At 58.5% G+C, this 23,880-nt stretch carries 18 protein-coding genes, 2 tRNA genes and 1 pseudogene; 12 read left to right on the forward strand and 9 right to left on the reverse strand.

Annotation, left to right across the window (positions count from 1 at the left end):
- Window positions 1–187, reverse strand: a 187-nt coding sequence (locus PG731_RS03380) for a hypothetical protein (RefSeq protein WP_270772178.1), incomplete at its 3' end; no start/stop codon positions are given.
- On the opposite strand from PG731_RS03380, the gene PG731_RS03385 reads away from it, so the two are divergent.
- Window positions 186–1,298: an IS1249 family transposase gene (locus PG731_RS03385; protein ID WP_270772179.1), complete on the forward strand. Its 1,113-nt coding sequence runs from the start codon at window positions 186–188 to the stop codon at window positions 1,296–1,298. The two genes, PG731_RS03380 and PG731_RS03385, sit on opposite strands and share 2 nt — an antisense overlap.
- Window positions 1,299–1,781: 483 nt before the next feature.
- Here the strand turns inward: PG731_RS03385 and PG731_RS03390 are convergent, their stop codons facing one another.
- The 3 genes from PG731_RS03390 to PG731_RS03400 are packed head-to-tail and all read right to left on the reverse strand — an operon-like array spanning window position 1,782 to window position 5,415.
- Window positions 1,782–4,478, reverse strand: coding sequence for a DEAD/DEAH box helicase (locus tag PG731_RS03390; protein WP_270772181.1), 2,697 nt, complete (start codon window positions 4,476–4,478; stop codon window positions 1,782–1,784).
- Window positions 4,475–4,954, reverse strand: coding sequence for a YbjN domain-containing protein (locus PG731_RS03395; protein ID WP_006680427.1), 480 nt, complete (start codon window positions 4,952–4,954; stop codon window positions 4,475–4,477). Before PG731_RS03395 ends, PG731_RS03390 begins: the two co-directional genes overlap by 4 nt.
- The gene (locus PG731_RS03400; protein WP_270772186.1) at window positions 4,954–5,415 is read right to left on the reverse strand and encodes a YbjN domain-containing protein; all 462 of its coding nucleotides are present in this window, start codon (window positions 5,413–5,415) and stop codon (window positions 4,954–4,956) included. Before PG731_RS03400 ends, PG731_RS03395 begins: the two co-directional genes overlap by 1 nt.
- Window positions 5,416–5,720: 305 nt before the next feature.
- Here PG731_RS03400 and PG731_RS03405 point away from each other — a divergent pair, with 305 nt between their 5' ends.
- The 4 genes from PG731_RS03405 to PG731_RS03420 all read left to right on the forward strand — a co-directional run bounded on the left by PG731_RS03405 (window position 5,721) and on the right by PG731_RS03420 (window position 11,468).
- Window positions 5,721–6,710, forward strand: a complete 990-nt coding sequence (locus tag PG731_RS03405) for a phosphatase PAP2 family protein (RefSeq protein ID WP_270772188.1) — start codon at window positions 5,721–5,723, stop codon at window positions 6,708–6,710.
- Window positions 6,711–6,989: 279 nt separating this feature from the next.
- On the forward strand, window positions 6,990–8,909 hold the full coding sequence (locus PG731_RS03410) for a ribonucleoside triphosphate reductase (protein WP_270772190.1): 1,920 nt from the start codon (window positions 6,990–6,992) through the stop codon (window positions 8,907–8,909).
- Complete coding sequence (locus PG731_RS03415; RefSeq protein WP_270772191.1) at window positions 8,906–9,748, forward strand: anaerobic ribonucleoside-triphosphate reductase activating protein; 843 nt, start codon at window positions 8,906–8,908, stop codon at window positions 9,746–9,748. Before PG731_RS03410 ends, PG731_RS03415 begins: the two co-directional genes overlap by 4 nt.
- Window positions 9,749–9,911: 163 nt before the next feature.
- Window positions 9,912–11,468 carry a variant leucine-rich repeat-containing protein gene (locus PG731_RS03420; RefSeq protein ID WP_270772192.1) on the forward strand — a complete coding sequence of 519 codons (1,557 nt, stop codon included), beginning with the start codon at window positions 9,912–9,914 and terminating at the stop codon, window positions 11,466–11,468.
- A 211-nt stretch (window positions 11,469–11,679) separates the two neighbouring features.
- Here PG731_RS03420 and PG731_RS03425 read toward each other — a convergent pair whose 3' ends face one another.
- Window positions 11,680–12,825, reverse strand: a complete 1,146-nt coding sequence (locus PG731_RS03425) for an acyl-CoA dehydrogenase family protein (RefSeq protein ID WP_270772193.1) — start codon at window positions 12,823–12,825, stop codon at window positions 11,680–11,682.
- A gap of 146 nt (window positions 12,826–12,971) precedes the next feature.
- Between PG731_RS03425 and PG731_RS03430 the strand changes: the two genes are divergently transcribed.
- Window positions 12,972–13,688, forward strand: a complete 717-nt coding sequence (locus PG731_RS03430; protein ID WP_270772194.1) for a LytR C-terminal domain-containing protein — start codon at window positions 12,972–12,974, stop codon at window positions 13,686–13,688.
- 172 nt (window positions 13,689–13,860) lie between these two features.
- On the opposite strand, the gene PG731_RS03435 is transcribed toward PG731_RS03430, so the two are convergent.
- Both PG731_RS03435 and PG731_RS03440 read right to left on the reverse strand, forming a co-directional pair.
- The gene (locus tag PG731_RS03435; RefSeq protein WP_270772195.1) at window positions 13,861–15,195 is read right to left on the reverse strand and encodes an App1 family protein; all 1,335 of its coding nucleotides are present in this window, start codon (window positions 15,193–15,195) and stop codon (window positions 13,861–13,863) included.
- A 193-nt stretch (window positions 15,196–15,388) separates the two neighbouring features.
- The gene (locus PG731_RS03440; protein WP_270772196.1) at window positions 15,389–16,678 is read right to left on the reverse strand and encodes an MFS transporter; all 1,290 of its coding nucleotides are present in this window, start codon (window positions 16,676–16,678) and stop codon (window positions 15,389–15,391) included.
- A 102-nt stretch (window positions 16,679–16,780) separates the two neighbouring features.
- On the opposite strand from PG731_RS03440, the pseudogene PG731_RS03445 reads away from it, so the two are divergent.
- A pseudogene (locus tag PG731_RS03445) lies at window positions 16,781–17,119 on the forward strand (hypothetical protein); the annotation flags it as partial.
- A 17-nt stretch (window positions 17,120–17,136) separates the two neighbouring features.
- Here PG731_RS03445 and PG731_RS03450 read toward each other — a convergent pair.
- Window positions 17,137–17,580: a hypothetical protein gene (locus PG731_RS03450; protein ID WP_270772198.1), complete on the reverse strand. Its 444-nt coding sequence runs from the start codon at window positions 17,578–17,580 to the stop codon at window positions 17,137–17,139.
- A 65-nt stretch (window positions 17,581–17,645) separates the two neighbouring features.
- On the reverse strand, window positions 17,646–19,316 hold the full coding sequence (pgm, locus tag PG731_RS03455; protein WP_270772199.1) for a phosphoglucomutase (alpha-D-glucose-1,6-bisphosphate-dependent): 1,671 nt from the start codon (window positions 19,314–19,316) through the stop codon (window positions 17,646–17,648).
- A 233-nt stretch (window positions 19,317–19,549) separates the two neighbouring features.
- Between pgm and PG731_RS03460 the strand changes: the two genes are divergently transcribed.
- The 5 genes from PG731_RS03460 to PG731_RS03480 all read left to right on the forward strand — a co-directional run bounded on the left by PG731_RS03460 (window position 19,550) and on the right by PG731_RS03480 (window position 23,724).
- On the forward strand, window positions 19,550–20,890 hold the full coding sequence (locus PG731_RS03460; protein WP_101628726.1) for an AGE family epimerase/isomerase: 1,341 nt from the start codon (window positions 19,550–19,552) through the stop codon (window positions 20,888–20,890).
- A 171-nt stretch (window positions 20,891–21,061) separates the two neighbouring features.
- Window positions 21,062–21,148: transfer RNA gene (locus PG731_RS03465), tRNA-Ser, on the forward strand.
- Window positions 21,149–21,404: 256 nt separating this feature from the next.
- Window positions 21,405–21,493 (forward strand) — tRNA-Ser (locus PG731_RS03470).
- Between the two features lie 240 nt (window positions 21,494–21,733).
- Window positions 21,734–22,510: a glucosamine-6-phosphate deaminase gene (gene nagB / locus PG731_RS03475; protein WP_101628502.1), complete on the forward strand. Its 777-nt coding sequence runs from the start codon at window positions 21,734–21,736 to the stop codon at window positions 22,508–22,510.
- A complete protein-coding gene (locus tag PG731_RS03480) occupies window positions 22,507–23,724 on the forward strand; it encodes an N-acetylglucosamine-6-phosphate deacetylase (RefSeq protein ID WP_270772201.1) in 1,218 nt (405 codons plus the stop codon). The genes nagB and PG731_RS03480 overlap by 4 nt, the downstream gene beginning before the upstream one ends.
- Window positions 23,725–23,880 lie beyond the last annotated feature (156 nt).

A 23,880-nucleotide genomic window follows, 5' to 3' on the forward strand; every position in this document is an offset into this window, starting at 1 on the left:
GGGTTATAGGACATTTGGTGTTGTTTTTGATCCGGGTTTTCGTTGGTGTGGTGGGCGAAACTGGGGTTTTGAGTTGGTCTGCTTCAACTGCGAGGTCGGACAGGATGTGTTGGTAGAGGGCAGGGTTTTGCCTGTTACGGCGCGGTAAAGTCGCGTTTTGAGTTGCTCGTGTTGTGTTCGTGTGCATGAGTATTCCTTCTTGCCCTATTTGCAGTGCGAAGATGACGCGTCATGGTTACACCAGTGCGGGGAGGCAGCGGTGGCGTTGTCGGGCTTGTAGCGTTAGTGGGCTTAACAGTATTGATAACAGTGCTAAGCGTTTAGAGGAGTTCCTTGCCTGGTTGTTATCTGGTACCAGGCAGGTCGATATGGCGGGTCAAGGAAGATCGTTTCGGCGTCGTTGTAAGGACTTGTGGAGTATTTGGCCGCTTGCCCCTCTGGTGGATGAGGTCCATGACGTAGTGTTTGTTGATGGCATCCACCTGGGGCGTAAGGCAGTGGTGTTGATTGCTTGTACCCCTGATTACGTGCTGGGCTGGTATGTGGCAAGAGCGGAGAACTCTAGGGCTTGGACTGCTTTAATGCAGCGTATTGCCCCGCCCTTGTTGGTGGTCTCTGATGGTGGTGGCGGGTTTGAAAAAGCGTTACGCCGGGTTTGGCCTGATAGTGAGCATCAAAGGTGTACCTTCCACGTATTTACTCAAATCCGTCAGGCTACTACTACGCGCCCGAAACTAGAGGCTTCTCAAGAGCTGTACTCATTGGGAAAACAGTTGTTAAGGGTTAAAAACACCGGCCAAGCCCTGGCCTGGATGGTCGACTACCAGGCTTGGGACCAGTACTGGAGCGGGTTTTTAGCCGAGAAAACTCTTACTGCTACAGGGTGGACATACACTCATGAGCGCCTAGTTCGAGTGCGTAACAGTATTAACAAGCTCATCAGTCGTGGCGTATTGTTTACGTTTTGTGATCCCGCCTGGCAAATGCCTATGCCAGCGATGAATAACCAAATCGAAGGCGCGATCAACTCCCCTCTTCGCCACATGCTGCGCGACCATCGTGGCATGCGTCTAACCAGGCGTATCAAAGCAATCTTTTGGTGGTGCTACATGCACACCGAGAACCCGCTACCAGCCGCGCAAATCCTTAAAACAATGCCTACCGACACCGACATAGAAAACGCCTGGCAACAAGCCAGCCTCAAACACCAAACCAGTGGAATCATCCCGAAATGGGGAGACGCCACCGCATGGAACGAACTACACCACACCACCCCATACAACAACACCTGGGACTAACCCCCAGCAACACAATTTGTCCTATAACCCGCTAATGCGGGTTACCGGACAATTTGTGTGTCTTTTGCCGGGCGTGTCGGGGTGGGTTAGTGGCCTGCCCAGCCTTTGCGGATGTGTAGGGATCCGTCTTGGTTTACCCAGTGAGTATCTGGTTGCGGGTAGAGGCTGACGGTTTTGGTTGCTCCTTCAAGCCATAGCCTTCAACCCACAGCATTTTCATAGCTAGATTCAGTGGTCTTCTCAGGTTGGGTGTCTACATTAATAGTCATCACAAAGGAATACGGCGAACGAACCACAAGGGTTCGTCACTGCCGACGGAATTGTTGAGGAGACGCTATCGGGAGACTCTTTCTGTGTTGATGGGATGCTCCAAAGGGCCAAGCCGCAAGGTTTGGCCCTTTGGAGCATCTACGCCACCATCACGTGGCGTATTGCCAGGATCAGACCACACTCTCGAAAAGCTCAGTTGCGCAAAGAAAAGCTTCAGGCTCCCGGCGCACGCTCGGCAAGGAACCGCGTCAGAACAATGGCGCCAGCCTTCGATAGTGGCTCATTCCCGTTCCCGCACTTCGGACTTTGAACGCACCTCGGGCACCCGTCCTCGCAGTCGCAGGATTCCAGGGTTGAAAGCACCATCCGCATCCACTTGCCTGCGTTCTCAAATCCAGCGGAAGCATACCCAGCTCCACCACGGAACGCATCGTGCACAAACACGGTCGGCAGACCGGTGTCATCATGCTCCGTGGTTGACAGGCCACCCAAATCCCAGCGATCACACGTAGCCAAAAGGGGCAGGAGCCCAATCGATGTATGTTCGGCCGCGTGCAACGTTCCAGACAGGTCCTCGTTCCCGATTCCTAATCCGCGCAACTGCACCTGAGCGGCCGGCGACAATTCATACCAGACCGCCTTCGTTGGCAGAGTATGCGTTGGCAGCTGGAGCTCGATGTTGCGAATAAACTCAAGCCTCGGCAGGCGCAACAGGTCGTAGTCAGTCACGCGCGTCGACACGTCCACACTGCCAAACGACCAGGTCACAAGCCCATCGTCGGACGTCCACGTGTCGTCAACCGACGTGATCGACACGGACACACGTTGCTTGGCGCGCGTGCGCAGGGGAGTGCGGACCTCTTCGACGAGCGCAATCCGTTGCTTCTCCTCAGGGGCCGGTGGCGCGATGTAAGAGATAGGTCTAGGCCGAGCGGACAAGGTGCCGGCGTCGGGTTGGCCCCCAAAAGAATCACTGGCCGGCTGTGCGAGCGCGCCCGCACTCCGCTCCCGTGGCACACCCCCGCTACTTCGCGCTTCCTTGGCAGGCGTGGCGCTCATCATCGGCGAATACTCCACGACGTGGTACGTCCGCCCCTGATGTACGTAAATCGCGTCGGCAAAAAGGTGCGCATCTGCGGATCCGGCGTCCATCGTGCCGATCACCGCGCCCGTGCGTGCGTCGACAATCTGTACGTCTCCCGACCCGCCTCGCAGGTCAGTCAGGTCGGCGGGCCTCTCTTGACGGGTGGCGTCCCAGTACCAGCCGGTTGGTCGCTCGCGAAGGTAGCCCTCGTCGGCAAGCTGGCGTGCAAGAAGTGGGAACGAGGCTCCAAACAGCGCCAGATCTTCACCATCTGTGCGCTCAAGCGACAGCGGGATTTCCGAGGCTGCCACACACAAATGAGGCGCCAACACCCACGGGTTGGTGGCATCGATGACGTTTGCTTCTACGGGGGCAAAAATCTGATCCGGGTGGTGAACAAGGTACTCATCCATCGGGTTATCGGACGCAACCAGAACAGAAACGCCCGCTTCCCCTGCGCGTCCGGCGCGACCAATCTGCTGCCAGAGCGACGCGCGCGTCCCCGGCCAGCCTGCAGTCACCGTCGCGTTCAAACCGGAGATATCGAGCCCCAACTCCAGAGCAGACGTGGTGGCAACCGCACGCAGTCGCCCGCTTCGCAATGCTGCTTCCAAGGCGCGACGCTCCTCAGGTAAGAAGCCACCGCGGTACGCGGCAACACGCCCGGCCAGAGGCGAACCATGGGACGAGAGCGAATTCCGAACCTGCGCCGCAACCGACTCAGCACCCGCACGTGAACGAACAAATGTCAGAAGACTCGCGCCCTTTTCGATCATCGCGGCAGTCAGGGACGCGGCCTCGGTCTGCGCAGAAACGCGACGCATCGGCGCTTCCAAAACGGTCTCTTCCCCTGCGACCGCTTTCAAGAATGCGCTCATATCCACTTCGGCCTCATCGGGGACGAGGCGCCCCTGCCAGAGGAACAACTGGTGGTCTGAAGCGGGCGAACCATCATGAGTCACGCCGATGCACGGGCGTCCGGTCATAGCTTGGCCGACGGCCTCGGGATCACGAATTGTCGCCGACAGCATGATGATGATCGGATCAGCGCCCAGATGGTGCGCGATGCGTAGCAGACGGCGGATGACCAGCGAAATGTGGGCGCCGACGACGCCTCGCCAATGGTGAAGTTCGTCAATGACGATGTATTTCAAGGAAGCCAGGAATCGCGTCCAGCGTTCGTGGCCGGGGAGCATCACGTAGTGCAGATAGTCCGGGTTCGTCGCAATAATGTCGGCGTTGGCTCGTGCCCAATCCTTTGTTTCCCGCGGAGTATCACCGTCTGCGGTCACCGCGCGAACCTGACGCAGAGCAGAATCAGAGGGCGCAGCTGACAGTAACGCACCCAGGTTTGCCATCTGGTCGGCGGCCAACGCCTTCGTCGGCGAAATATACAGGCAGGTCGGGCGACGACGAATCTGCGAAATACGCCCAGAGTCTTCGGCGCTCACCAGATCAGAGAGGATCGGGGTCCATGCTGGTGCAGACTTACCAGACCCTGTGCCCGTCGCGAGGACAACATCATTGCCGGACGCAATGGAATCTAGCGCCTCAACCTGATGAGACCACGGGCGAAGAACGCCTCGTGCTTTCCATGCTTCTACAACGTCGAGTGCAACCCAGGTGGGCCACTCAGCGGTGCGCTCGGCCCGCCCTTCGATGACGTGCATATCGATCAGACGATCATCGCCCGCACCGATATCCATCAGCAGACGCGCAAGATCACCGGCATTCGGGGACGGAATTGGGGTGAAGGAGGCGTCGGTGCGCGCAGGTGTTTCACCACCGGATTGACCGGCTATACCTGACGCGGGAACCTCGTTCACTTGCGCGGGTCAGTCCAACCGAGAGTCTGCTCGGCGGCCTGCTTCATGTATTCGATTGCCTTCAGTCCCGTCGAAATGCCTGCGTCAATGTTTTCGGACAGCTGGTCGTTCGAGATCCCGGCGATCGCGTCGATGCTGAAATCAGCGCACACCTGCAGGTTTCCATCTTCGTCCGGCATTGAGTAGACGGTCGGGAAGTACATTTCGCGGTTCCACGAATCTGCGGCGGCAAAAACTTGCTGGGTTGACGACGCAAGCGGAATGTCGGCTGCCCACATCGCGCGGATCGTGATGAAACGGTTCGACGTATCCAGCATGATGAGGAATGGCGTCGTATCGAACATGGCGCCGGCAACACGGCCTTCGCTGACCTGTTCCACCTGGAAGTTCTTATCCGAGAACGCCTTGAGCAGACGGTCGAAAGTAATCGGGTAGGGAGTCTGATCATCGTTCGGGACGGCAAAGGGAGCACTCATCAGTTGTCCTCCTGAATATCAAGCTCGTCAGACCACGTGACGAATTCTGGAAGTGCTGCTTCCAAGTCGGTAATAAATGTCAGGATCATCGACATCGACGACTCCCAGAACGCATCCAGCTGAGCCTTCGTGAACCCCTGCGACGCGACCACATTGCACTCGGCAATCAGGCCGAACTTCCCGGCGTCTTCGAGCGGAGCAAGGTACGCCTTGGGCAGGATGCGCGACGAGTTGCACGTCGAAACCTCGTTGACCAGTGCGGTGAACTGAGCGTCGTCGGTGGCAATTCCTCGCCACTGAGCACGCAACTGTAATACCTGCGGGTTCGACATATTCCAGAAGAAAACGGCGTTGCGCGTCGGGATCGCGAGTTCGGCCTCGCCGTATTCCCCGAACGAAACATCGCGATCGGAAAGCAACTGCCGAATCCGCTCGGTGTTGACGGGCGTCGTCGTGGACATTCAGATTCTCCTGAAGATGAAGGAACGAGGCCGTCCATCGCCACGGATCGTGATTCGGCGAACGACGTTCGAAAGAGTTGATTTACTCTATCGAAGTATGCGTGCGCCGGCGCGTTCAAGCGCGCTTGTTCACGCCTGACCCGCTCTGTTCAGCGGATACGGACGGGTTATCGATAAGGTATGTGCGTACCGTTTACTTGTATAGACCACGAAAATGGTGCGGACACTCCCAGGGTTCCGCTTCGACACTTTTATCAGACGAAGCGGACAGTTCAAGGCAACAGGCAAGAAGAGGTGACACGCGTATGCAACGCCCAAACGTTCCCCAAGCGCGCCAGCCTCAACTATCGCGCCTCAACCGGCCACGAGGCGCGCAAGCAGGCGTGGCCTCGTCCCCAACTAGCCAGGCATCTGCCCGTGGGACGTCAACGGGTCGCTGGTATGCGCGCCGGCTTCGTCGCAGGATCGTTTCGGCGATCGCATGTGTGATCGGCGCAGTTGTTATCAGCTATGTCGCCGTCACGACGCCCGCGGGGCAGGCTCTGGACACCCTGTTCATGGAGGCCGCGATCCGCTGGAGTGACAGCGCAGGCAACCTGACGCGTCTGATTACATCCATTGCATCTGTTCCCGTGATGATTATCGTCGGCGCAGTCGTGTTTGTTGTGGCAGTGATCCGTCGTCGCCCAACATTGGCGGGTCGAGCAATGTTCGTCGTGATCGGGGCTAACGCAACAACTCAGATCGCAAAATATCTGCTGGATCGGCCAAACCTCGGCGTGACAACAGATGTTGCAAACTCCCTGCCATCTGGGCATACAACAGTTGCCATGGCGATTGCTCTTGCTCTGGTGATGGTTGCGCCACCGTGGCTTCGCGCGCCTTCAGCGTGGGTTGGTTGGGTGTGGACTGCCCTGATGGGGATATCGGTGATGATTTCAGCGTGGCACCGGATCGCGGACGTCGTTGTCGCGTTCCTGATTTGTGGCGCCTGGGCGCTGGCATTGGCGCCGATTGAACACCGCACACGACATATCGGCGGGATGCGCGCGTACGTCGCAATGGCCTTGGTGATTGGCTTTATCGTTGCCTCGATCTTGACGGTTGTGGCGCTTGCGGGCGTAGACGTGTCAGCGGTCGCAAACCCGGGACCGTCCGGATACGGCTTCGCCGAGTTCCTTGAAGAATCTCCCAGTCGCGCGCGCATTCTGGCTATCGCGGGCACACTGTGGGTTGTTGTGATTTCCGGCTGGGTCATTGATGAGGTTGATTCACTCAGTGGGAACGAACGCTAATTCTTGTTATCTGGCGCGTGCCTAGAGTCGACACTCGCCCGCCTTCAAAACGGCGATCGGGACGTTGGGCCCATTTTTGCGTTGTTGTGTGTCGTGATCGAAAGATGCTAGGGCGTGTTGCGTCAAAGAGACTCGATTTCACTTGAGCAACTACATATAGTGGTGAGCGCTTCGCGCAAGCACTAGATATAGTGCTTGCGTTCGTGTCTGACCGTTGGGAACACACCGTTTCCACTGGTCAGAGCTTTTCCTCAACGAAGAATTGCCAAAGGTCAACCAATGAACGCCGCTGAAAAAGCCTCGCCATCCACACTATCCCCGCTCGCGGAAAACACCAGCACCCAATCGCGCTATGACGTTGATGCGCTGGGAACTGTCGACGAATACCTCGACCGTTCTGACTGGCGAGTCAACGCAAACGCGAACCAGGGATACTCGCTCGGTGGCCTGATCCTGAATTCAGCCGGCAAGATCATTGCGAACTACTGGCTCGAACAGGTCTACACCCGTGAAATTGGCGAAGCGCACCGCCGGGGTGACTACCATATCCATGACCTCGACATGTTCGCCGGCTACTGCGCAGGCTGGTCGCTGAAACGCCTGATCCAGGAAGGCTTCAACGGCGTGGGTGGCGCGATTGCTTCCGGACCACCCGCACACTTCTCTTCCGCATGTGGTCAGATTGTGAACTTCCTTGGCACCCTGCAGAATGAATGGGCCGGCGCCCAAGCGTTCTCCTCGTTCGACACCTACATGGCGCCCTTCGTCCGCCTGGACAACATGGAGTACGACGAGATCGTCCAGTGCATGCAAGAACTGATCTACAACCTCAACGTTCCGTCGCGCTGGGGTAGCCAGTGCCCGTTCACGAACCTCACCTTCGACTGGACGTGCCCGGATGACCTGGCAGAGGAATACCCGCTGATCGCCGACGAGGTCTGCGATTTCACCTACGGCGAGCTCCAGCATGAAATGGACCTCATCAACCAGGCCTTCATCGAGGTCATGACCGGTGGTGACGCCGACGGTCGCGTCTTCACCTTCCCGATCCCGACCTACAACATCACCCCGGATTTCGATTGGGATACGCCGAACACGGATCGCCTGTTCGAAATGACGGCGAAGTACGGCCTGCCCTACTTCCAGAACTTCATCAACTCCGACCTTGACCCGCACATGATCCGCTCGATGTGCTGCCGCCTGCAGCTTGACCTGCGCGAACTGCTCAAGCGCGGCAACGGTCTGTTTGGCTCGGCAGAATTGACGGGTTCAATCGGCGTGGTGACGATCAACATGGCGCGTCTCGGTTACCGTTTCGCCGATGACGAAGCAGCCCTCATCGCTGAACTTGATCACCTCATTGACCTTGCCTCACAGTCCCTTGAATTGAAGCGTGAAACGATCCAGTTCCACATGGATCGCGGTCTGTTCCCGTACTCTCGTCGCTACCTGGGAAGCCTGGACAACCACTTCTCAACGGTCGGTGTGAACGGCATGAACGAGATGGTCCGAAACTTCAGTCACGATGATTACGATCTGACCGATGAGCGCGGCTTCGACATGTGCGTCCGCATCCTCGACCATATTCGCGATCGCATGGTGGAGCTTCAGGAAGCCACCGGCCACCTCTACAACCTCGAAGCGACGCCGGCTGAAGGTACGACCTACCGTTTCGCGAAGGAAGATGGCAAGCGCTACCCGGGCATCCTGCAGGCGGGAACCGCGGCCGAGCCGTACTACACGAACTCGTCCCAGCTTCCCGTTTCCTACACGGACGACCCCTTCCAGGCTTTGGAGGATCAGGAAGTCCTGCAGTCGAAGTACACGGGTGGCACGGTCCTGCACCTGTACATGGGTGAGCGCATTTCGTCCGGCGCAGCGTGCAAGGAATTGGTTCGCCGTTCCCTGACCGCGTTCAAGGTCCCGTACATCACGATCACGCCGACCTTCTCCATTTGCCCTGTTCACGGCTACTTGGCTGGCGAGCATGAGACGTGCGAAAAGTGCGCCGCCGCCCACCCGGATCGCGAGCCCCAGCAGTGCGAGGTCTGGACCCGCGTCATGGGCTACTTCCGCCCCGTCCAGTCGTTCAATATCGGCAAGAAGGGCGAATACGCTGAGCGCACAATGTTCAGCGAGGATGCCGCTTCCCACCACGGCGAATTGGTGTCTGCGTTCCCGCCGGTTGGCGAGCGGTGAACACTGGTCAAATCGGTCTGACGCTCGCTTCCGGGCCTCGTGAATTTACCCCCGATGACCTGCAAATCGCGGGACTTGTCCCCATGTCGACGGTGGACTGGCCGGGAAAGTTCGTCGCGTCCGTCTTCTGCCAGGGGTGCCCGTGGGAGTGCGCGTACTGTCAGAATTGTGCGATCCTCGACCCGAGAATCCCGGGCGTCGTCGCGTGGGATGCTTTGGAACGCCTACTCGCGCGACGGCACGACCTACTTGACGGCGTCGTCTTCTCTGGCGGGGAAGCGACACGTCAGTTGGCGCTCATCCCCGCAATGCGACGTGTTCGAGACCTCGGATTTGCCGTCGGACTGCACACCGCGGGCGCTTATCCCGCGCGCCTTCGCACCCTCCTCGAAGAAGGGCTCGTCGACTGGGTCGGCTTGGATATCAAGGCACTCCCTGAGAACTACCCATCCGTCGTCGCCCGCTCCGGCAGTGGAGAAAAAGCGTGGGAAGCCCTCGACATCCTGCTCGACTACGCCGAGGAAGCGCGCCGCGGTGCGCACGCCAGCCGAGTCGTGAGGGACGAGGCCGGGACCCGCGCGCACGTTACGCCTGTCGTTGCGGGAGTTGATTACGAGGTCCGACTGACCGTCTACCCCGGAGGGCCGGGGGATGGACTGGATGTCGCTCTCGCTCTCAAAGAGCGCGGGGTAGCCTCGTTCGCGCTCCAGCAGGCTCGCGCCCAAGGAACCCCCGATGCCTTCGTCGCCGAACAAGTGGGATGGGATGAGCAAGTACTGGCGCTCGCGGATGCGTGCGAGGTGCTCGGCTTTGAAACCTTCACGCGCCGGCTTGCTTGAATGCCCTAGCTGTCGGTGACGTACCTTCATAGAGTGGGCATGAGGTCGATGCAGATCGTTTCACGTGCACGAACACCGCGATTGGCCCATGGTGAACGCTAGAGTGGATAGCACAAGCGCAATGGTCGCAAGACAACTCTTGTCAAAGATATGAAGGAATGCCATGGCTACGCCTGAAAATGCTCCCGATGCGGTACTCGCTGTCGCGGACCCCAACACCAGCGCAGATGATCTTCGTCTGATTGCTGCGGTGCGTCCAGACTTGCATACGGCAATCGCAGCCCACCCGAATGTGTACGCGGGCCTGCTTGACTGGATGGAGTCACTTGGCAATCCAGAGGTTGTCGCTGCAGTCGCACAGCGTCGCGCATTCGATGCGGGGGCTGTGCCACCTAGCGCACCTACGCCTCAACCGACCGATGCGTCAACCCAAACGTTCGTTAATGTGATTGAACAGCCGGACACTCAGGTACACGAGCCGGCAAAGGACGTTACCCTAGAGCCTACTCAGGTCGAAGAAGAGCCAGAAACCACGGTTGACCACGTCACCCTTCAGCCCGAGACCGTCGTAGCTACGTCCGAAGAACCGGCAGTTGACGAACCGGTGTCTGAGGTTACGGAAACTGAAGAGGGAGAATCCGAACAGGCTGACGCTAAAGAGCCCGAAACTGAAGAAACCGAAGAGGTCGCCGTCGAGTCGCAGCAGATAGCTGAGTACACTGCTCCCGATGCTGATTCTGACGCGATTGCCAGCGAAGGTATTGACGCAGAACAACCCGCGCCCGAACAAGTCGAAGAAACCCCCGTCCGTCAAAGCATCTTCCCAGAATCGACCGTGAATGCCGAAGATGGCGATCATACGACGGTACTCCCCACGGTGAATGGCCCTCAGGCAAGCGAAACAGATTCATTCCCCGCAGTGGATCAGGGAGCTCAATATGCGCCGACGCACCCCCAATCCACCATGCCCACTCAGGGGCAGATGCCCGTCGGCTACATGCCCGCAGGTGCAATCCCGCAACAGGGATACCAACAGCCCATGAACTACCAGGGACAATACCCCGTTCAGGGCGTGCCAATGCAGCCTGCAAAGAACTCCACGAACAAATCACTGGTGATCATTCTGGCCGTCCTGGTGGTGATCGTGATCGTTCTTGCTATTGGAGTTGCTGGAGCATTCGCCGGTTGGTTTGATTCAGGTTCGTCGAGCGACACGTCCGCTGATTCAATGACGCAGTCGGCTCAGACACATTCGCAGACGCAAACTCCCGAGCAACCGCAGTCGGCGAAGCCAGAGGTAAAAGAAAAGTATCCGGCACCGTCAAGCGCCGAGGTTGCTGATACGTTCTCAGCTCCGTCCGGTAATATCATCTGCACTCTTGGCGGAGACATGGTTTCCTGCCAGATCAATGAAACCCACTGGACTGGCGCGGCCGGGTATGAGGTGTGTGGTGACAACCGAGGCGCACTCTTCACTGTCGACTCCAAGAACACGAATTATGCCTGCGCCAACATTGCCCCGCCGATGAACGGCAAATACATCAGCTCCCTCGCGTACGGCTCGTACGTGAAGAACGGAAATGTCGCCTGCATCTCAACTCAAGACGGTATCTCCTGCTGGAACACGATTTCCGGCAAGTCCTTCGCTATTGCTCGCGAAGGCTGGATGTTCGATACCAAAGGTGAAATCCTGCCGTCCCAGTTCATCTGGAACCAGTGAACTCCACGTCTGAGTGCCACAACTAGGGAACACGCGAGTAGGGAACACGCGAGCGCCTCATAGGCTCGCGCCCCTGAAACGCACCGGCGCCCCTCACACGCTGTCGTGATGTGAGGGGCGCCGGCCTCGTCAATTGGGGAAAACTGCGAACTGGACTATCTGCACCGACTGGCTGATCCGCGTAGTCTTCCCGCTTGTGTCGAGGTGAGCCTTACTTTTCGATTGGGCCAAGGACCACGTTCGCCCACGCGCCGTGCAGTGATTCTTGATCCGATGGCTGGAAGAGGCCGGCGAGAGCATCACGGTAGAGGCGAGACAGCTCGTGACGGTTGTAGTAGGACGAGCCACCGCACGCGCGAATTGCCTGCTCAACTGCGCGAAGAGTGGCCTCGGCGGAAGCATTCTTTGCCGCCGACAACTGTGGCATCCAGATCGGACCACGGTCAACACCGGCATCAATGTCGCGAGCAAGCTCGCGGATCTGCGGGCCAACCGCGTTCATTGACAACGCGGCCTCGGCGATACGCCAACGAATATCCGGATCGTTCGAGTACACCGTCTGGTTCTTCACCGACGTGCGAGTCTTCACGTGTTCGGCAGCGACCTCAACCGCACGCTCACCCACGCCCTGGTAGGTGGCGCCCAGCAGAATTTCGAAGTTTGAGAAAATGCCGAAAACAACCGGATCCTTCGACGGGCCGGGCTCGCAACGAGTCAGAATACGATCGGCGGGCACGTGAGCACCTTCGAGGATCGTCGTATTCGACTGGGTTGCGCGCATACCGAGCGTGTCCCAATCATCCTTGATCGTGAAACCGCCATCTTCGCGGTGCATGATGCCGAACACCGAGTGTGGGCCGTCCTCGCTCGAATCATCGCGGCCGAAGGTCAGCAGGCGCGTCCACACGGGAGCAAGAGACGTGAAGACCTTCGTACCCTCGAACGAGTAGCCACCCTTGCCATCCGGCGTTGCCTTCGTGATCGAACCGAAAAGAACCAAATCGTTACCCGGCTCGGAAATGCCGAACCCGAAAAGCTCACCGGCAGCCGCGTCGCGCAGGATCAGTTCGCCGCGATCGTTTCCGTTGCGCACGAGGTGACGGCCGAGGCCCACGATGATGTGGTGCATATTGATGCCGAGCGCCGTGCCCGGAGCTGCCTTCGCAAGTCGTGTCTGCTCCGCTGCAATTTCGACGAGGCTCAGGCCAGCGCCACCGTATTCCTTCGGAACAAAAGCGGCTAGGTAACCAGCGTCGCGCAGGTCAGCCAAATCGTCTGTCGGGAACGTGTTCTCTTGGTCGTGAACGGTAGCGCGCTCGTGAATACGAGCAAGCAGTTCATCAGAGAGGAAACCCATCGTGGTCCTTTCACAAAGTTAGCTTTCCCTAACACGCTACTCTTTCTGGGTGAAAATGCACTTCAGCTTTTAAAAGTGAACGTACGACAGACCATAGTTGTGTTGCGAACCCGCCGAATCGGGCACTTTTCGAGTAGGTTAAAGACGTGAGTCAACCGCATCCCGCACTTAGCCCTCGTCAGCGCTTCCTTCAAGAACGCCAGCGTCGCCAAAACGTGACGTTCGCCGTGACGATCGTCGTCATGCTTGTTCTTGCATTGCTCAGCGCGCTGGTCCTGACGGGAATTGTTCCAGTTCCCTTCGGCAACTCCTTCTCGAAAGCAGAAAAGTTCGCCACCAGCGGTAAAGTGCCGTGCCCACCGGAAGAAACACTCCCGGTTGATCCCGCATCGGTGAAAGTCCAAGTTCTGAACACCACGTCGCGTCAAGGCATAGCCTCTGAGGCAACAGAAATGCTGACCGCAGCGGGTTTCGCCCCCGCTGAGCCGGGCAACTACTCCACCGAATACGCTGGAACTGTTGAAATTGATACCGGCATCGCTGGCGTTGTTGACGCATACACGGTCGCGCGATTCTTCCCGAACTCGAAGGTCATCCTGACCGACGCAACCGACAAATCTGTCACCGTTCTGCTGGGCACGTTATACGACGGTGCATTGAATGCTGATGAAATCCAGCAAATCCTCAACTCCACCGATGCTCTTACAGCTCCTGCCCAGTGCCTGCCCCTGTCTGACGATGATCTTGAGCGGATCGCAAACGGCGGGCAGTCCGGCGCACAGTCTGGCCAGTCCGGACAATCGGGCGAAACCCCTGAGTCCGGTGCGCCCGAAGAAGCTGCGACAGAAGAATCTGCTTCCTGACTGCTAGGTCGGTTCAACCTGGAGCAGGCGTATGCCTAGCGCCTAGGCATACCTGTTCTTGCGCTAAAACGCGTGCTATCTACGCATTTATCCGGGTAATGTCCTGTTTCCTATCGCGTCCAGAGTAGGTATTCACACTGAAGATGTAGGCGCGGCCTCGTACCCCAGCACCCTAGAACGCAGAACGGAAATGTTCCCTCAACGCGTCCCCATCTGAGCCGAACCACACCGGAATCGAACTCGGCACCGTGCGCAACGCATCCGGATACAGGCATTCGAAAGTACCGTGCGACATGAACTGCTCAATCTCCGACAATGAGCGGATCGCAATCCCCGCAACATTCTCAGGATGCTCACGCGCGAACTCAGCGTAAATCTCCGGATCGCGCTGCCCATCATCGCCAACCAAATACCACTTCATCGACGGGAACATCCGAGCAAGCCTTCGCAACTCTCGACGCTTATGCTCAAAACCCGAGCGGAACCAACCCGTATTCGACGGCCCAAAATCCGTCATCAAGAACCCGCCACGCGGATAATTCAGGCGACCCAGGAAGTCGCGAAGTGCGGGCACAACATTCCACGCGCCCGTCGACAGGTAGATAAGAGGGGCGTGCAACGCCTCGTGCTGGGAGTCGGCGGAAGTCTGGGGGGTTTGCGGGTCAGCTGAGGTTACGGGAGTTTGCTTGCCTTTGGTTTGGGGGTGGGTGGCTTGCGTGTGAGTCGAAGCTTGGGGGACTGTCGATTCAGCCGAAGCTTGGCGGTGAAGGGCTTGTGTGTTAGCCGAAGCTTGGCGGTGCGCCATGTCCGCTAAACACGTCAGGAAGCCCGCCATCCCAGGAACAGCCTCTCGCGACGACACACGGTCAACGAAGGAATGCCTCGCGGCAGTGAGCAAACGCGGGAGCATCGTCACCATCACCGTGTCATCAATGTCAGACACGACGCCAAACTTTTCGTTATCACCAGCGATGCGTAGGGAAACGCAAACGGGCTTCCCCGCGCGGATCCTCTGCGACCCGTGTCCCGTCTGCCCCGACAGGCGGAGGGCATCTTGCGTTGTCAGGCTCTCGCCCTCGCCGATGCCTAGGGTATGAAGATCCCCCTCGTGCAGAACCTGAATCCACGCATCATGCCAGCCCGGCGTCAGACCATGCCCCTCGACGGTCAGGTCAATGTAGCCACCGCGATCAGCGAAAGTAATTCGACGTTGGCGACCAACCGTGACCAGAACAGGCTGACGAGGAACCTGGGCATCAAAGAACTGACGCCACCCGCGTCGCTCGGCCAGCCACGAACGCTGGTCGGCGGTGCGTTCCATGATTACGCGCCCCAGGATGCGCGCTCTGCGCGTGGAGCCGTGGCCACCGAACCCGACAATGCCGGGGATGAAGCCCCACTCTTCCAATGCGCGTGCGAGGATACGGGAGCTCGCCTCGCCAACTGACGAGGTCAGTGCGAGCAGAAATGACGGGGTTTCGTCATCGATAAGCGGTTCGGCGAACATGTATCTCCTGAGGGTCAGCTTCCATTGTGCCCGATTTGCTGCTCGTCCGCCTCCGGCTCCTGCCTTGTGGCAGTGGCTACGGTCGGGTTTCTTGGCCCCGACTGCACCTGAGGCGACACTTTTGCCCTGAAAACCCCAGATCCGTCGCCCTAGGTGCAGTCCGTGTAGTTCCAAGCAATGCGCAGTTGAAGCTTTACTGTCCGTCTGCGTCCTGCTCCTGCGTTGCCTGGCCTGACGCGGAGGGGGTGTTGCTTTCGTCCGGCACGGGTGCTACTTCGGCAGTCGAGGTTGCGCCACTCGTCGCGTTACGCACGATCTTCAGTCCGGCCAGCATGACTAACACCATTAGCCAGGCTGCGACCACCATGAACAGATATCCGCCGTGCGATCCGCGCGCGTCCACGGCAGGGCCGGCAAGAGCTGAGCCGATGGACAAGCCGAGGTTGAGGGAGGTCGACATCCAGGTGAGTCCTTCGGTGAGGGATTCAGAGGGGACGACTCGCGCGACGATCATATTGACGTTCGTCATGGTGGGCGCGCATGCGACGCCTGCGATCAGCATGATGACGGCCATGACGGGGAGTGAGTGTGCCAGAAGGTACGTGCTTGACCCGATGGCGAGTGCGACGACGCCGATCGCGTAGAGCTTCCACATGGGGGCTTGCCAGGTGCGCGAACCGTAGACGAGCGCAGCGAACATTGATCCTAGCGAGAAGAGTGCGAGCAGGACGCCCGACATTGCCGGGTGGCCGAGTGCGTCCGCGAAGTCGACGACGGCAACGTCGTTTGCTCCGAACATCATGCCAGCGCCGACGTAGGTAAGGGCGAGGACAATGACGGCAGGTGTACGGATCACGGATGAACGGCGGTGACCGGTGGGTCGAGGCGAGGGTTCAGGTTCGGTTGCGCGCTGGCTAAAGAATCCGAGGCCTCCAATGAGGACAAAGACGACGATCAGGATGATGCCGAGTGCTGGGTGGAAAACGGTGCCCAGGACTGTCGAGAGTACGGGGCCGAGCGTGTAGACGACTTCGTCCATCGCGGATTCGTAGGCGTATGCGGTGGTGAGTTGGCTGGGGCGTCGTACGGTTTTTGCCCAGCGTGAGCGGACGAGCGCGGAGGGGGATCCCCAGGTAGCTCCGGCAAGTGCCGCGAAAAGGCAGACGAGGCCGGGATACGCATGAAGCAGTGCGACCGCAAGCATGCCGGACACGCTAGCGACAGAAATGATCAGGGATGGCACCATGATTTTTGTTTGGCCGTATTGATCGACCAATCGGGACAGCGTGGGTGCGACCAGAGCTGTCGCGATGATGTTCACGGCGGATACTAGGCCGGCAAGGGTGTAGTTGCCGTAGGTTGCCTTGATCAGCAGGATGATGGATATACCGATCATCGACATGGGCAGTCGCAGGATGAGTCCGGAGATCGAGAATTTCCATGCGCTGTTGAGGCGTAGAACTTCCGCGTATGACTTGAACACCTTTGCATTCTAGCGATGTGGTGAACTGGCCTCATGGAGGGGTTGCTCACCCCTATTCGGTGACCTCGAAGGTTCCCTGTTGGCCCTTTCGACGTAACTTATGGCGCGGTTGACGAAGTTGTCGTGGCCGGTTTCGAGGCCTCACACGCGGATGCGCTTGCTGACGGCGGCCGCATAGTACCCATCGGCTTGGGCGCTGGCGTGCAGACCGCAGGAGTGGAGATTAACCGCACGGTACGCCGCTCCCAATCCATCCTCGGCTCATACGGCGCACGCACCCGCCAAGACCTACCTGCGGTAGTTGAGCTGGCCTCTGAAGGCGTCATTAACTACAAGGAGATCGTCTCTAAGCAGTTCTCACTTGAACAAGCTGACGAAGGCTACAAGGCGCTACGCGACCAGAAGATTCAGGGTCGTGCAGTTGTGGACACGAGCCTGTAACGCCACTCCTAGACTAATCAATAGGACTGCCCTCGCTGTTGGTTCTCAACAACGAGAGCAGTCCTATATCTATTACAAGAGCGCTTGCTAGCAGCAACATTCTTCAGCGCAACGATCCACGACAGGGCTAATAATCGTGCCGGAAAATCCAGGGTTAAAGGACAAATTGTGTTGGGGAGGTAGTCCCAGGTGTTGTTGTAGGGGGTGGAGTGGTGTAGTTCGCTCCATGCGATGACGTCTGCCCATTTTGGGATAATTCCATCGGTTTGGTGTTTCAGTCTGGCTTGTTTCCAGGCGTTTTCTATGTAGGTGTCGGTAGGCATGGTTTTAAGGATTTGCACGGCTGATAGCAGGGACGAAGCTGTCACGGCAAGGCCGTTCTTAACGAGGCTACTGAGCTGTGCCTTCTTAGCCCATGTGGCGGTGAGTATCCCTGCTGGGTCAGATCGGTTTCGCAACACAGGAGGCCGGCGGGATTCTGGTGAATCCCGCCGGCCTCGTCAAGCGAATGTCTTGCTACTCAGACTTAGCCAAGGGCGTCAGACACAACCTTCTTCGCGGCCTCCTGGACCTGGGCAAGATGCTCAGCGCCCTTGAAGGACTCGGCGTAGATCTTGTAGACGTCCTCGGTGCCGGACGGGCGAGCGGCGAACCATGCGGACTCGGTCGTCACCTTCAGGCCACCGATCACAGCGTCGTTACCCGGGGCGCGCACCAGCTTCGCAGTGATGGCCTCGCCAGCAAGCTCCGTTGCAGTCACGTCGTCAGACGACAGGGCTGCAAGCTTTGCCTTCTCTTCACGGTTTGCAACCGCATCAATACGGGCGTATGCCGAAGCACCGAAGCGAGCAACCTGATCATCGTGCAACTGCGATGGCGTCTTACCGGTGACAGCCGTGATTTCGGAAGCCAGCAGAGCAAGGATGATGCCATCCTTATCCGTCGACCAGACCGTGCCATCCTTGCGCAGGAAGGAAGCTCCGGCAGATTCCTCGCCACCAAAAGCGACCGACGCGTCAAGTAGACCGGGGACGAAGTACTTGAAGCCAACCGGAACCTCGATCAGCTTTCGGCCGATGTGCTCAGCAACGCGGTCAATTAACGACGACGAAACAAGGGTCTTGCCGATCGCAGCATCCGCCGGCCAATTCGGGCGGTGTGTGAACAGGTACTCAATCGCAACCGCCAAGTAGTGGTTCGGGTTCATCAGACCGTCGGGGGTGACGATGCCGTGACGGTCTGAGTCAGCATCATTACCGGTAGCAATGTCATACGGAGTCTTGTCATTAGCGTCCGGCGTCATTACCTGACGTAGGGAGGCCATTGCGTACTCGGACGAGCAGTCCATGCGGATCTTGCCATCCCAGTCCAGCGTCATGAACGGCCATGCCGGATCAACGGTCGGGTTCACAACCGTCAGATCCAGGTCGTAGCGTTCAGCAATCGCTGCCCAGTAGTCAACCGATGCGCCACCCAGCGGATCGGCACCGATACGAACATTGGCGCGACGAATCGCGTCAATATCAATGACGGTATCCAGCTGGTCGACGTAGTAGGTCAAGTAGTCGAACTTCTCCAGGTGCTCATCGTTGAACAACGAGGTGCCGATGATGCGCGGAACCTTGCGCCAGCCATCTTCTAGAATCTGGTTTGCGCGGTTCGCGATCCAACCGGTGGCGTCCGTATCAGCCGGACCGCCATGAGGCGGGTTGTACTTGAAACCACCATCGCGCGGCGGATTGTGCGACGGGGTAACAACAATGCCATCAGCCAAGCCCGGGCCGGATGTGCGCAGAGCCTTGGGCGCACCATTGGCGCCAAGGATGGCAACAGAAACCGCCGGGGTGGGCGTGTAGGAATTACGAGCATCAATCTTCACGCGCACACCGGCGGCAGCCAGAACTTCAAGAGCAGTGCGCCAGGCGGGCTCGCTCAAAGCGTGGGTATCGCGACCGATAAACAGCGGGCCATCAAAACCCTGGGCTGCACGGTACTCAACGATCGCCGCGGTGGTTGCAACGATGTGTGCTTCATTGAAGGTGCCATTCAGGCTCGATCCGCGGTGACCGGACGTACCGAATGAGACGCGCTGTTCGACAGTGGCTGGATCAGGCTCGATGTCGTAGTAAGCGGAAACGACCTCGTCGACGTTAATGAGGTCTTCTGGAAGGGCGATGGTGCCAGCTCTTTCATGCATGGTCACAGTTTGACACTCGAGCGCCGAAATGGGGAGTCATTTTCGACTGGCGAAACAAAATGGGCAGATGAATAGGTAAGTGGAGCCGGCCTCGTCGATGAATGAAAAGCGAAAAGTGACAGTATTCGTGAACCGAATTCGCAGATGAGGCACCAATACCGCTAGTATATGTAACGCCGGTCACGCCGGTGCGCGTACGCGACCATGCAACGAAGATGATGCAGGAGGCCCTCGTGGGGTGGTTCGACTCTATTGAGCACAACAGGTGGCTATCAGCCCAAATGCAAGCGTTAATCGCCGAAGCAGAAGGGGCGATTGTGCCCACGGGCTTCGCGCACCTGACCGATCAGGGCGAACCTGACCCGACCCGAAGCATTGACCTTGCCGTCACCGCTCGAATGGCATACGTCTTCTCGCTGGGTGTTCTGATGGGACTGCCTGGCACACGTCGCTACGCCGACCATGCCATCAAGTGCATGAATCGCTACTTCGTTGACCCCGTCAACGGTGGCATGTGGACCTCCATCAAGCCTGAACCCGACGCCGACGGACACGGCGTTCCGTGGGATGACGCCGTCCGTGACAAGTCGCAGTATCACAACGCGTACGTGATCCTTGGTGTTGCCGCGGCCACGGTTGCCAACCGCCCAGCTGCCCACGAACTGCTGACCACCCTGCTCCACGACCAAGAACGCCACTGGATCGAACCAAATGGCCTGGTCGTTGATCAATTCGACGAAGCATTCACGCAAGCGTTGCCGGTACGCGCTATGGGCACTCTGCTTCACACTGCCGAGGCCTATCTTGCTGCCGCCGAAGCGACCACCGACCCTGTTTGGCTCGAACGCGCCGAGGCAATGGCGGCCTTCACGTATCGCACAGCGTCCGCGAACAACTGGCGCCTGCCCGAGTATTACGACAACTCATGGCGGGCGCTGACCGGAGAGCCTCAGGGGCAGACCGACGGGCGTCGCGTCTACCACGGCTACGTCACCGGACATGCTCTGCAGTGGTCGCGTCTTGCCCTGCAGATTCGTGCCGGCCTACGCTCTATGGATCGCACCGTGCCCGACTATCTGATGGAAATGGGCCTCGAACTATTCGAACGCGCCCGCGTTGATGGCTGGCGACGTTGCGACGGCGAACCCGGTTTCGCCACCTGCGTTGATGGCATGGGTGAGCCCGTCCCGGGAGAAGATGAACACCAGCAGTGGGTTGTCTGTGAAGGCATTACCGCGGCGGCGTCCCTACGTCGTGCCTACCTGGATGATGGTGTCACTCCCGGCGAGGTTGAGCACTTTGAACACTGCTACCGTTCCTTCCTTGATTTCGCTAATGACTATCTGATTTCTCAGCCGGGACGCTGGGTTCGTCGCCTCGACGCGCACAACCAGTCCGTTGTTGCAGCGAAGTCGTCGCGCTGGGATGTGTACCACGCTGTTCAGGCGATGCTTGCCGTCCGAGTTCCGCTCTGGCCGCCCTACGCGTCCTCCCTGTCGCGCGGACTGTTGGATCATCCGGAAGAGGCACCGTCGGATAAGAAGTCGTGGAACCTGTTCCACTTCCGCCACTGAGAATCTCAGTTGGGTGTTGGTTCCGTTACTGATTGACGAGGCCGGCCACGCTTGACTGATCTTCTCGCTGACCGTGGGGCCGCGGATTGTGTCATCGTGATACATTCCGCGGCCCCAGGTGTTTGTTCGGTTCTGAGTTTTGAATGTTTTTCATGTACTCTGAATCCCACTGGAGGGCTGACCGAGCGGCCGAAGGTGACGGTCTTGAAAACCGTTGTGTCAGCAATGGCACCGGGGGTTCGAATCCCTCGCCCTCCGCTCTGATATGTGTCGCGACATTGTGTGTGCAGTGTCGCGACACTTTTTTGTGCACCTCGTATGTCGTCGATGGGGTGGTGCAATCTGCTTCAACGAACTCCACTACACCACCCCTACCACAACATCTGGGACTAACCCCAGCAACATGAAATGTCCTATAATCCGGGGAGTGCCAATGCTTTCGTAATGTGATTTCGATGCGCCAATTTCCCTCACGGCATCGAAACCCGTTAGGATTAGTGGGTACTTCCGTACTGGAGACGTGGCTGAGTGGCTGAAAGCGCACCCCTGCTAAGGGTGTGTACGTGTTGAAGCGTACCGCGGGTTCGAATCCCGCCGTCTCCGCCCTTGAAGCGCTAACCGCCTAGAATTAAACCAGTCCAACTTTTGGAGGCTAGTCCATTTCAACGAATGGCGGGGTTTGTTGTGGTCGCCGGTTCCTGTGGCATGATCGACGTTACGTTATGGACATAATTCCACCGCGCTTCGTACATGCGGTGAACGTATTCCGCGATAATCGTCCAAATCATAAACTGATGTCACCGGTTAAAAGACGCACTTAGGTCATCAAAGGAGTCCCACACCATGCAGATCGGTATTTTTAAGACGGCTGACGAAGTTGCAGATGTCGCTATCAAGGAATTGATTGATGTCCTGTCGGTCGCCGACGTGAAGACGCTGGGCGTTGCTACGGGTTCTACTCCCTTGGCTCTTTATGCTCGTATTCGCGATGCTCATGCAGCGGGGACGTTCTCTCTGACGGATTTCAAGGCGTTCGCGCTTGACGAGTATGTCGGCATCGCCGAGGACCATCCGGAGGGCTACCGTAAGGTCCTGTCCCGCGAGCTCGTCGGTGATGACAAGACCGGCCTGACCGAAGAAAACCTCAATGTTCCCAACGGTTTCGCCGACGATCTTGAGGCTGCAGCGAAGGGTTATGACGAGGCAATCAAGGCTGCCGGTGGCGTGACCCTGCAGATCCTCGGCATCGGTTCAGACGGTCATATCGGCTTCAATGAACCGGGCGGTTCGCTGGTGTCGCGCACGCACGTTGATGCGTTGACCAAGCAGACTCGCGAAGACAACTCTCGGTTCTTCGACGGTGACATGAGCCAGGTTCCGACCCGTTGCATGACGCAGGGCCTGGGCACGATCATGGACGCGAAGCACCTGCTGATGATCGTCACCGGAGAAGGCAAAGCTGACGCGGTTGCAGCGATGATCGAGGGTGGCGTTTCGGCTCTCTGGCCGGCGTCCATCATCCAGATGCACCCCAGCGTCACGGTTCTGCTCGACGAAGCGGCTGCCTCAAAGCTCGCCCACAAGGACGTGTACACGAACGCGTGGGAGATCCTGCGATGAGCTCCGCGGGTGCACTCCCAGTCAGCGGACTGGTCGACGAGGACTCTGTCGTCACTCTCAGCGGGCAGGTACTGGACGCTGACGGTCACACGCTTGGTTCCGGCCTGGTTGTGAAGGATGGTCGCGTTGTCGAGGTTCTGCCGTATGACGAGTCCGTGAAGGGCTGGATTACTCCGGGTTTCATTGACATTCACTGCCACGGTGGCGGGGGATGCTCGTTCCCGGATAAACCGACGTTTGAAAAGATCATGACGGCGATCAACGCTCACCGTCAGATGGGGACGACGGCTTTGCTGGCGTCAACGGTGTCGTTGGTGGACCCATTGCCGGCGATCCGTGAACTGGTCGTAGCCTGCGAGTCCGGTGATCTGATCGGCATTCACATGGAGGGCCCGTATATTTCGCCTCACAAGTGCGGTGCGCAGAATCCAGAAGCGGTACGTAACCCCGACCTTGATGAGCTACGCACGTGGCTTGAAGCGGGCAAGGGTTACATTCGCACGATGACGATCGCTCCCGAAGTGGAAGGTGCTACCGAGGCTGCGAAGCTCCTGTTGGATTACGGCGCAATCCCGTCGTGGGGGCACACGGTGTCGTCGGGGCCTCGTACTCGCGAGGTCATCGCCGAGACGACCGCCTACGCGAAGCAGATCGGATTCAAGACTCTGCCACAGACTGCGACGCACCTGTTCAACGCAATGCCTGGGATCACGCACCGCGCTCCCGGTCCCGTCCGTGAATTGCTCGCTGCTGCTCGCGCGGGTGAGGTCGCCGTTGAACTGGTTGCTGACACGATCCACGTGGACGCTGACTTGGTGTCCGACGTCGTCCGCTTCGTCGAGCCGGAAAACCCGCACGGCGTTGTCTTCGTGACCGACGCGATGGCGGGCGCTGGTATGCCCGATGGTAATTACCAGCTCGGTGGCTTGGACGTGGACATCACTGACGGTGTTGCTGTTCTTGCAGGAACGGACACGATTGCCGGTGGCACGGCCCGTATCGCCGAGGAACTGCAACGCTTGGTACGAGGCGGATTCTTGAGTATCGAACAGGTTGTTCGCGCAGGAGTTGGTGCGCCCGCCAAGGCGCTTGGAATCGAGGGACGCGCCGGCGTGACCCTCACTTTCGAGCCTGGCGTCGTCCTGAACGCCGTTGTCTTTACCGAGGACTTTGAGGTTGCTGAGGTCTACAGGGAAGGCCAGCGTCTGAAGTAGACCAATCTGGTCGCTGTTTCCACGCATTGAGCGCATAGTGTCCCCGCTGACGAGCACGTCAGCGGGGACACCGTGGCTTATAGGGCATACGTGGGCCTCATGCCCGAATTGTGTGCCGTGTTGGAATGCCTCCGCGGGCTACGGCGCATTTATGAG

Origin of the sequence: Pauljensenia sp. OF14-1SRA, from assembly GCF_027694595.1 — a bacterium.
GTDB classification, from domain to species: Bacteria; Actinomycetota; Actinomycetes; order Actinomycetales; family Actinomycetaceae; genus Pauljensenia; species Pauljensenia turicensis_B.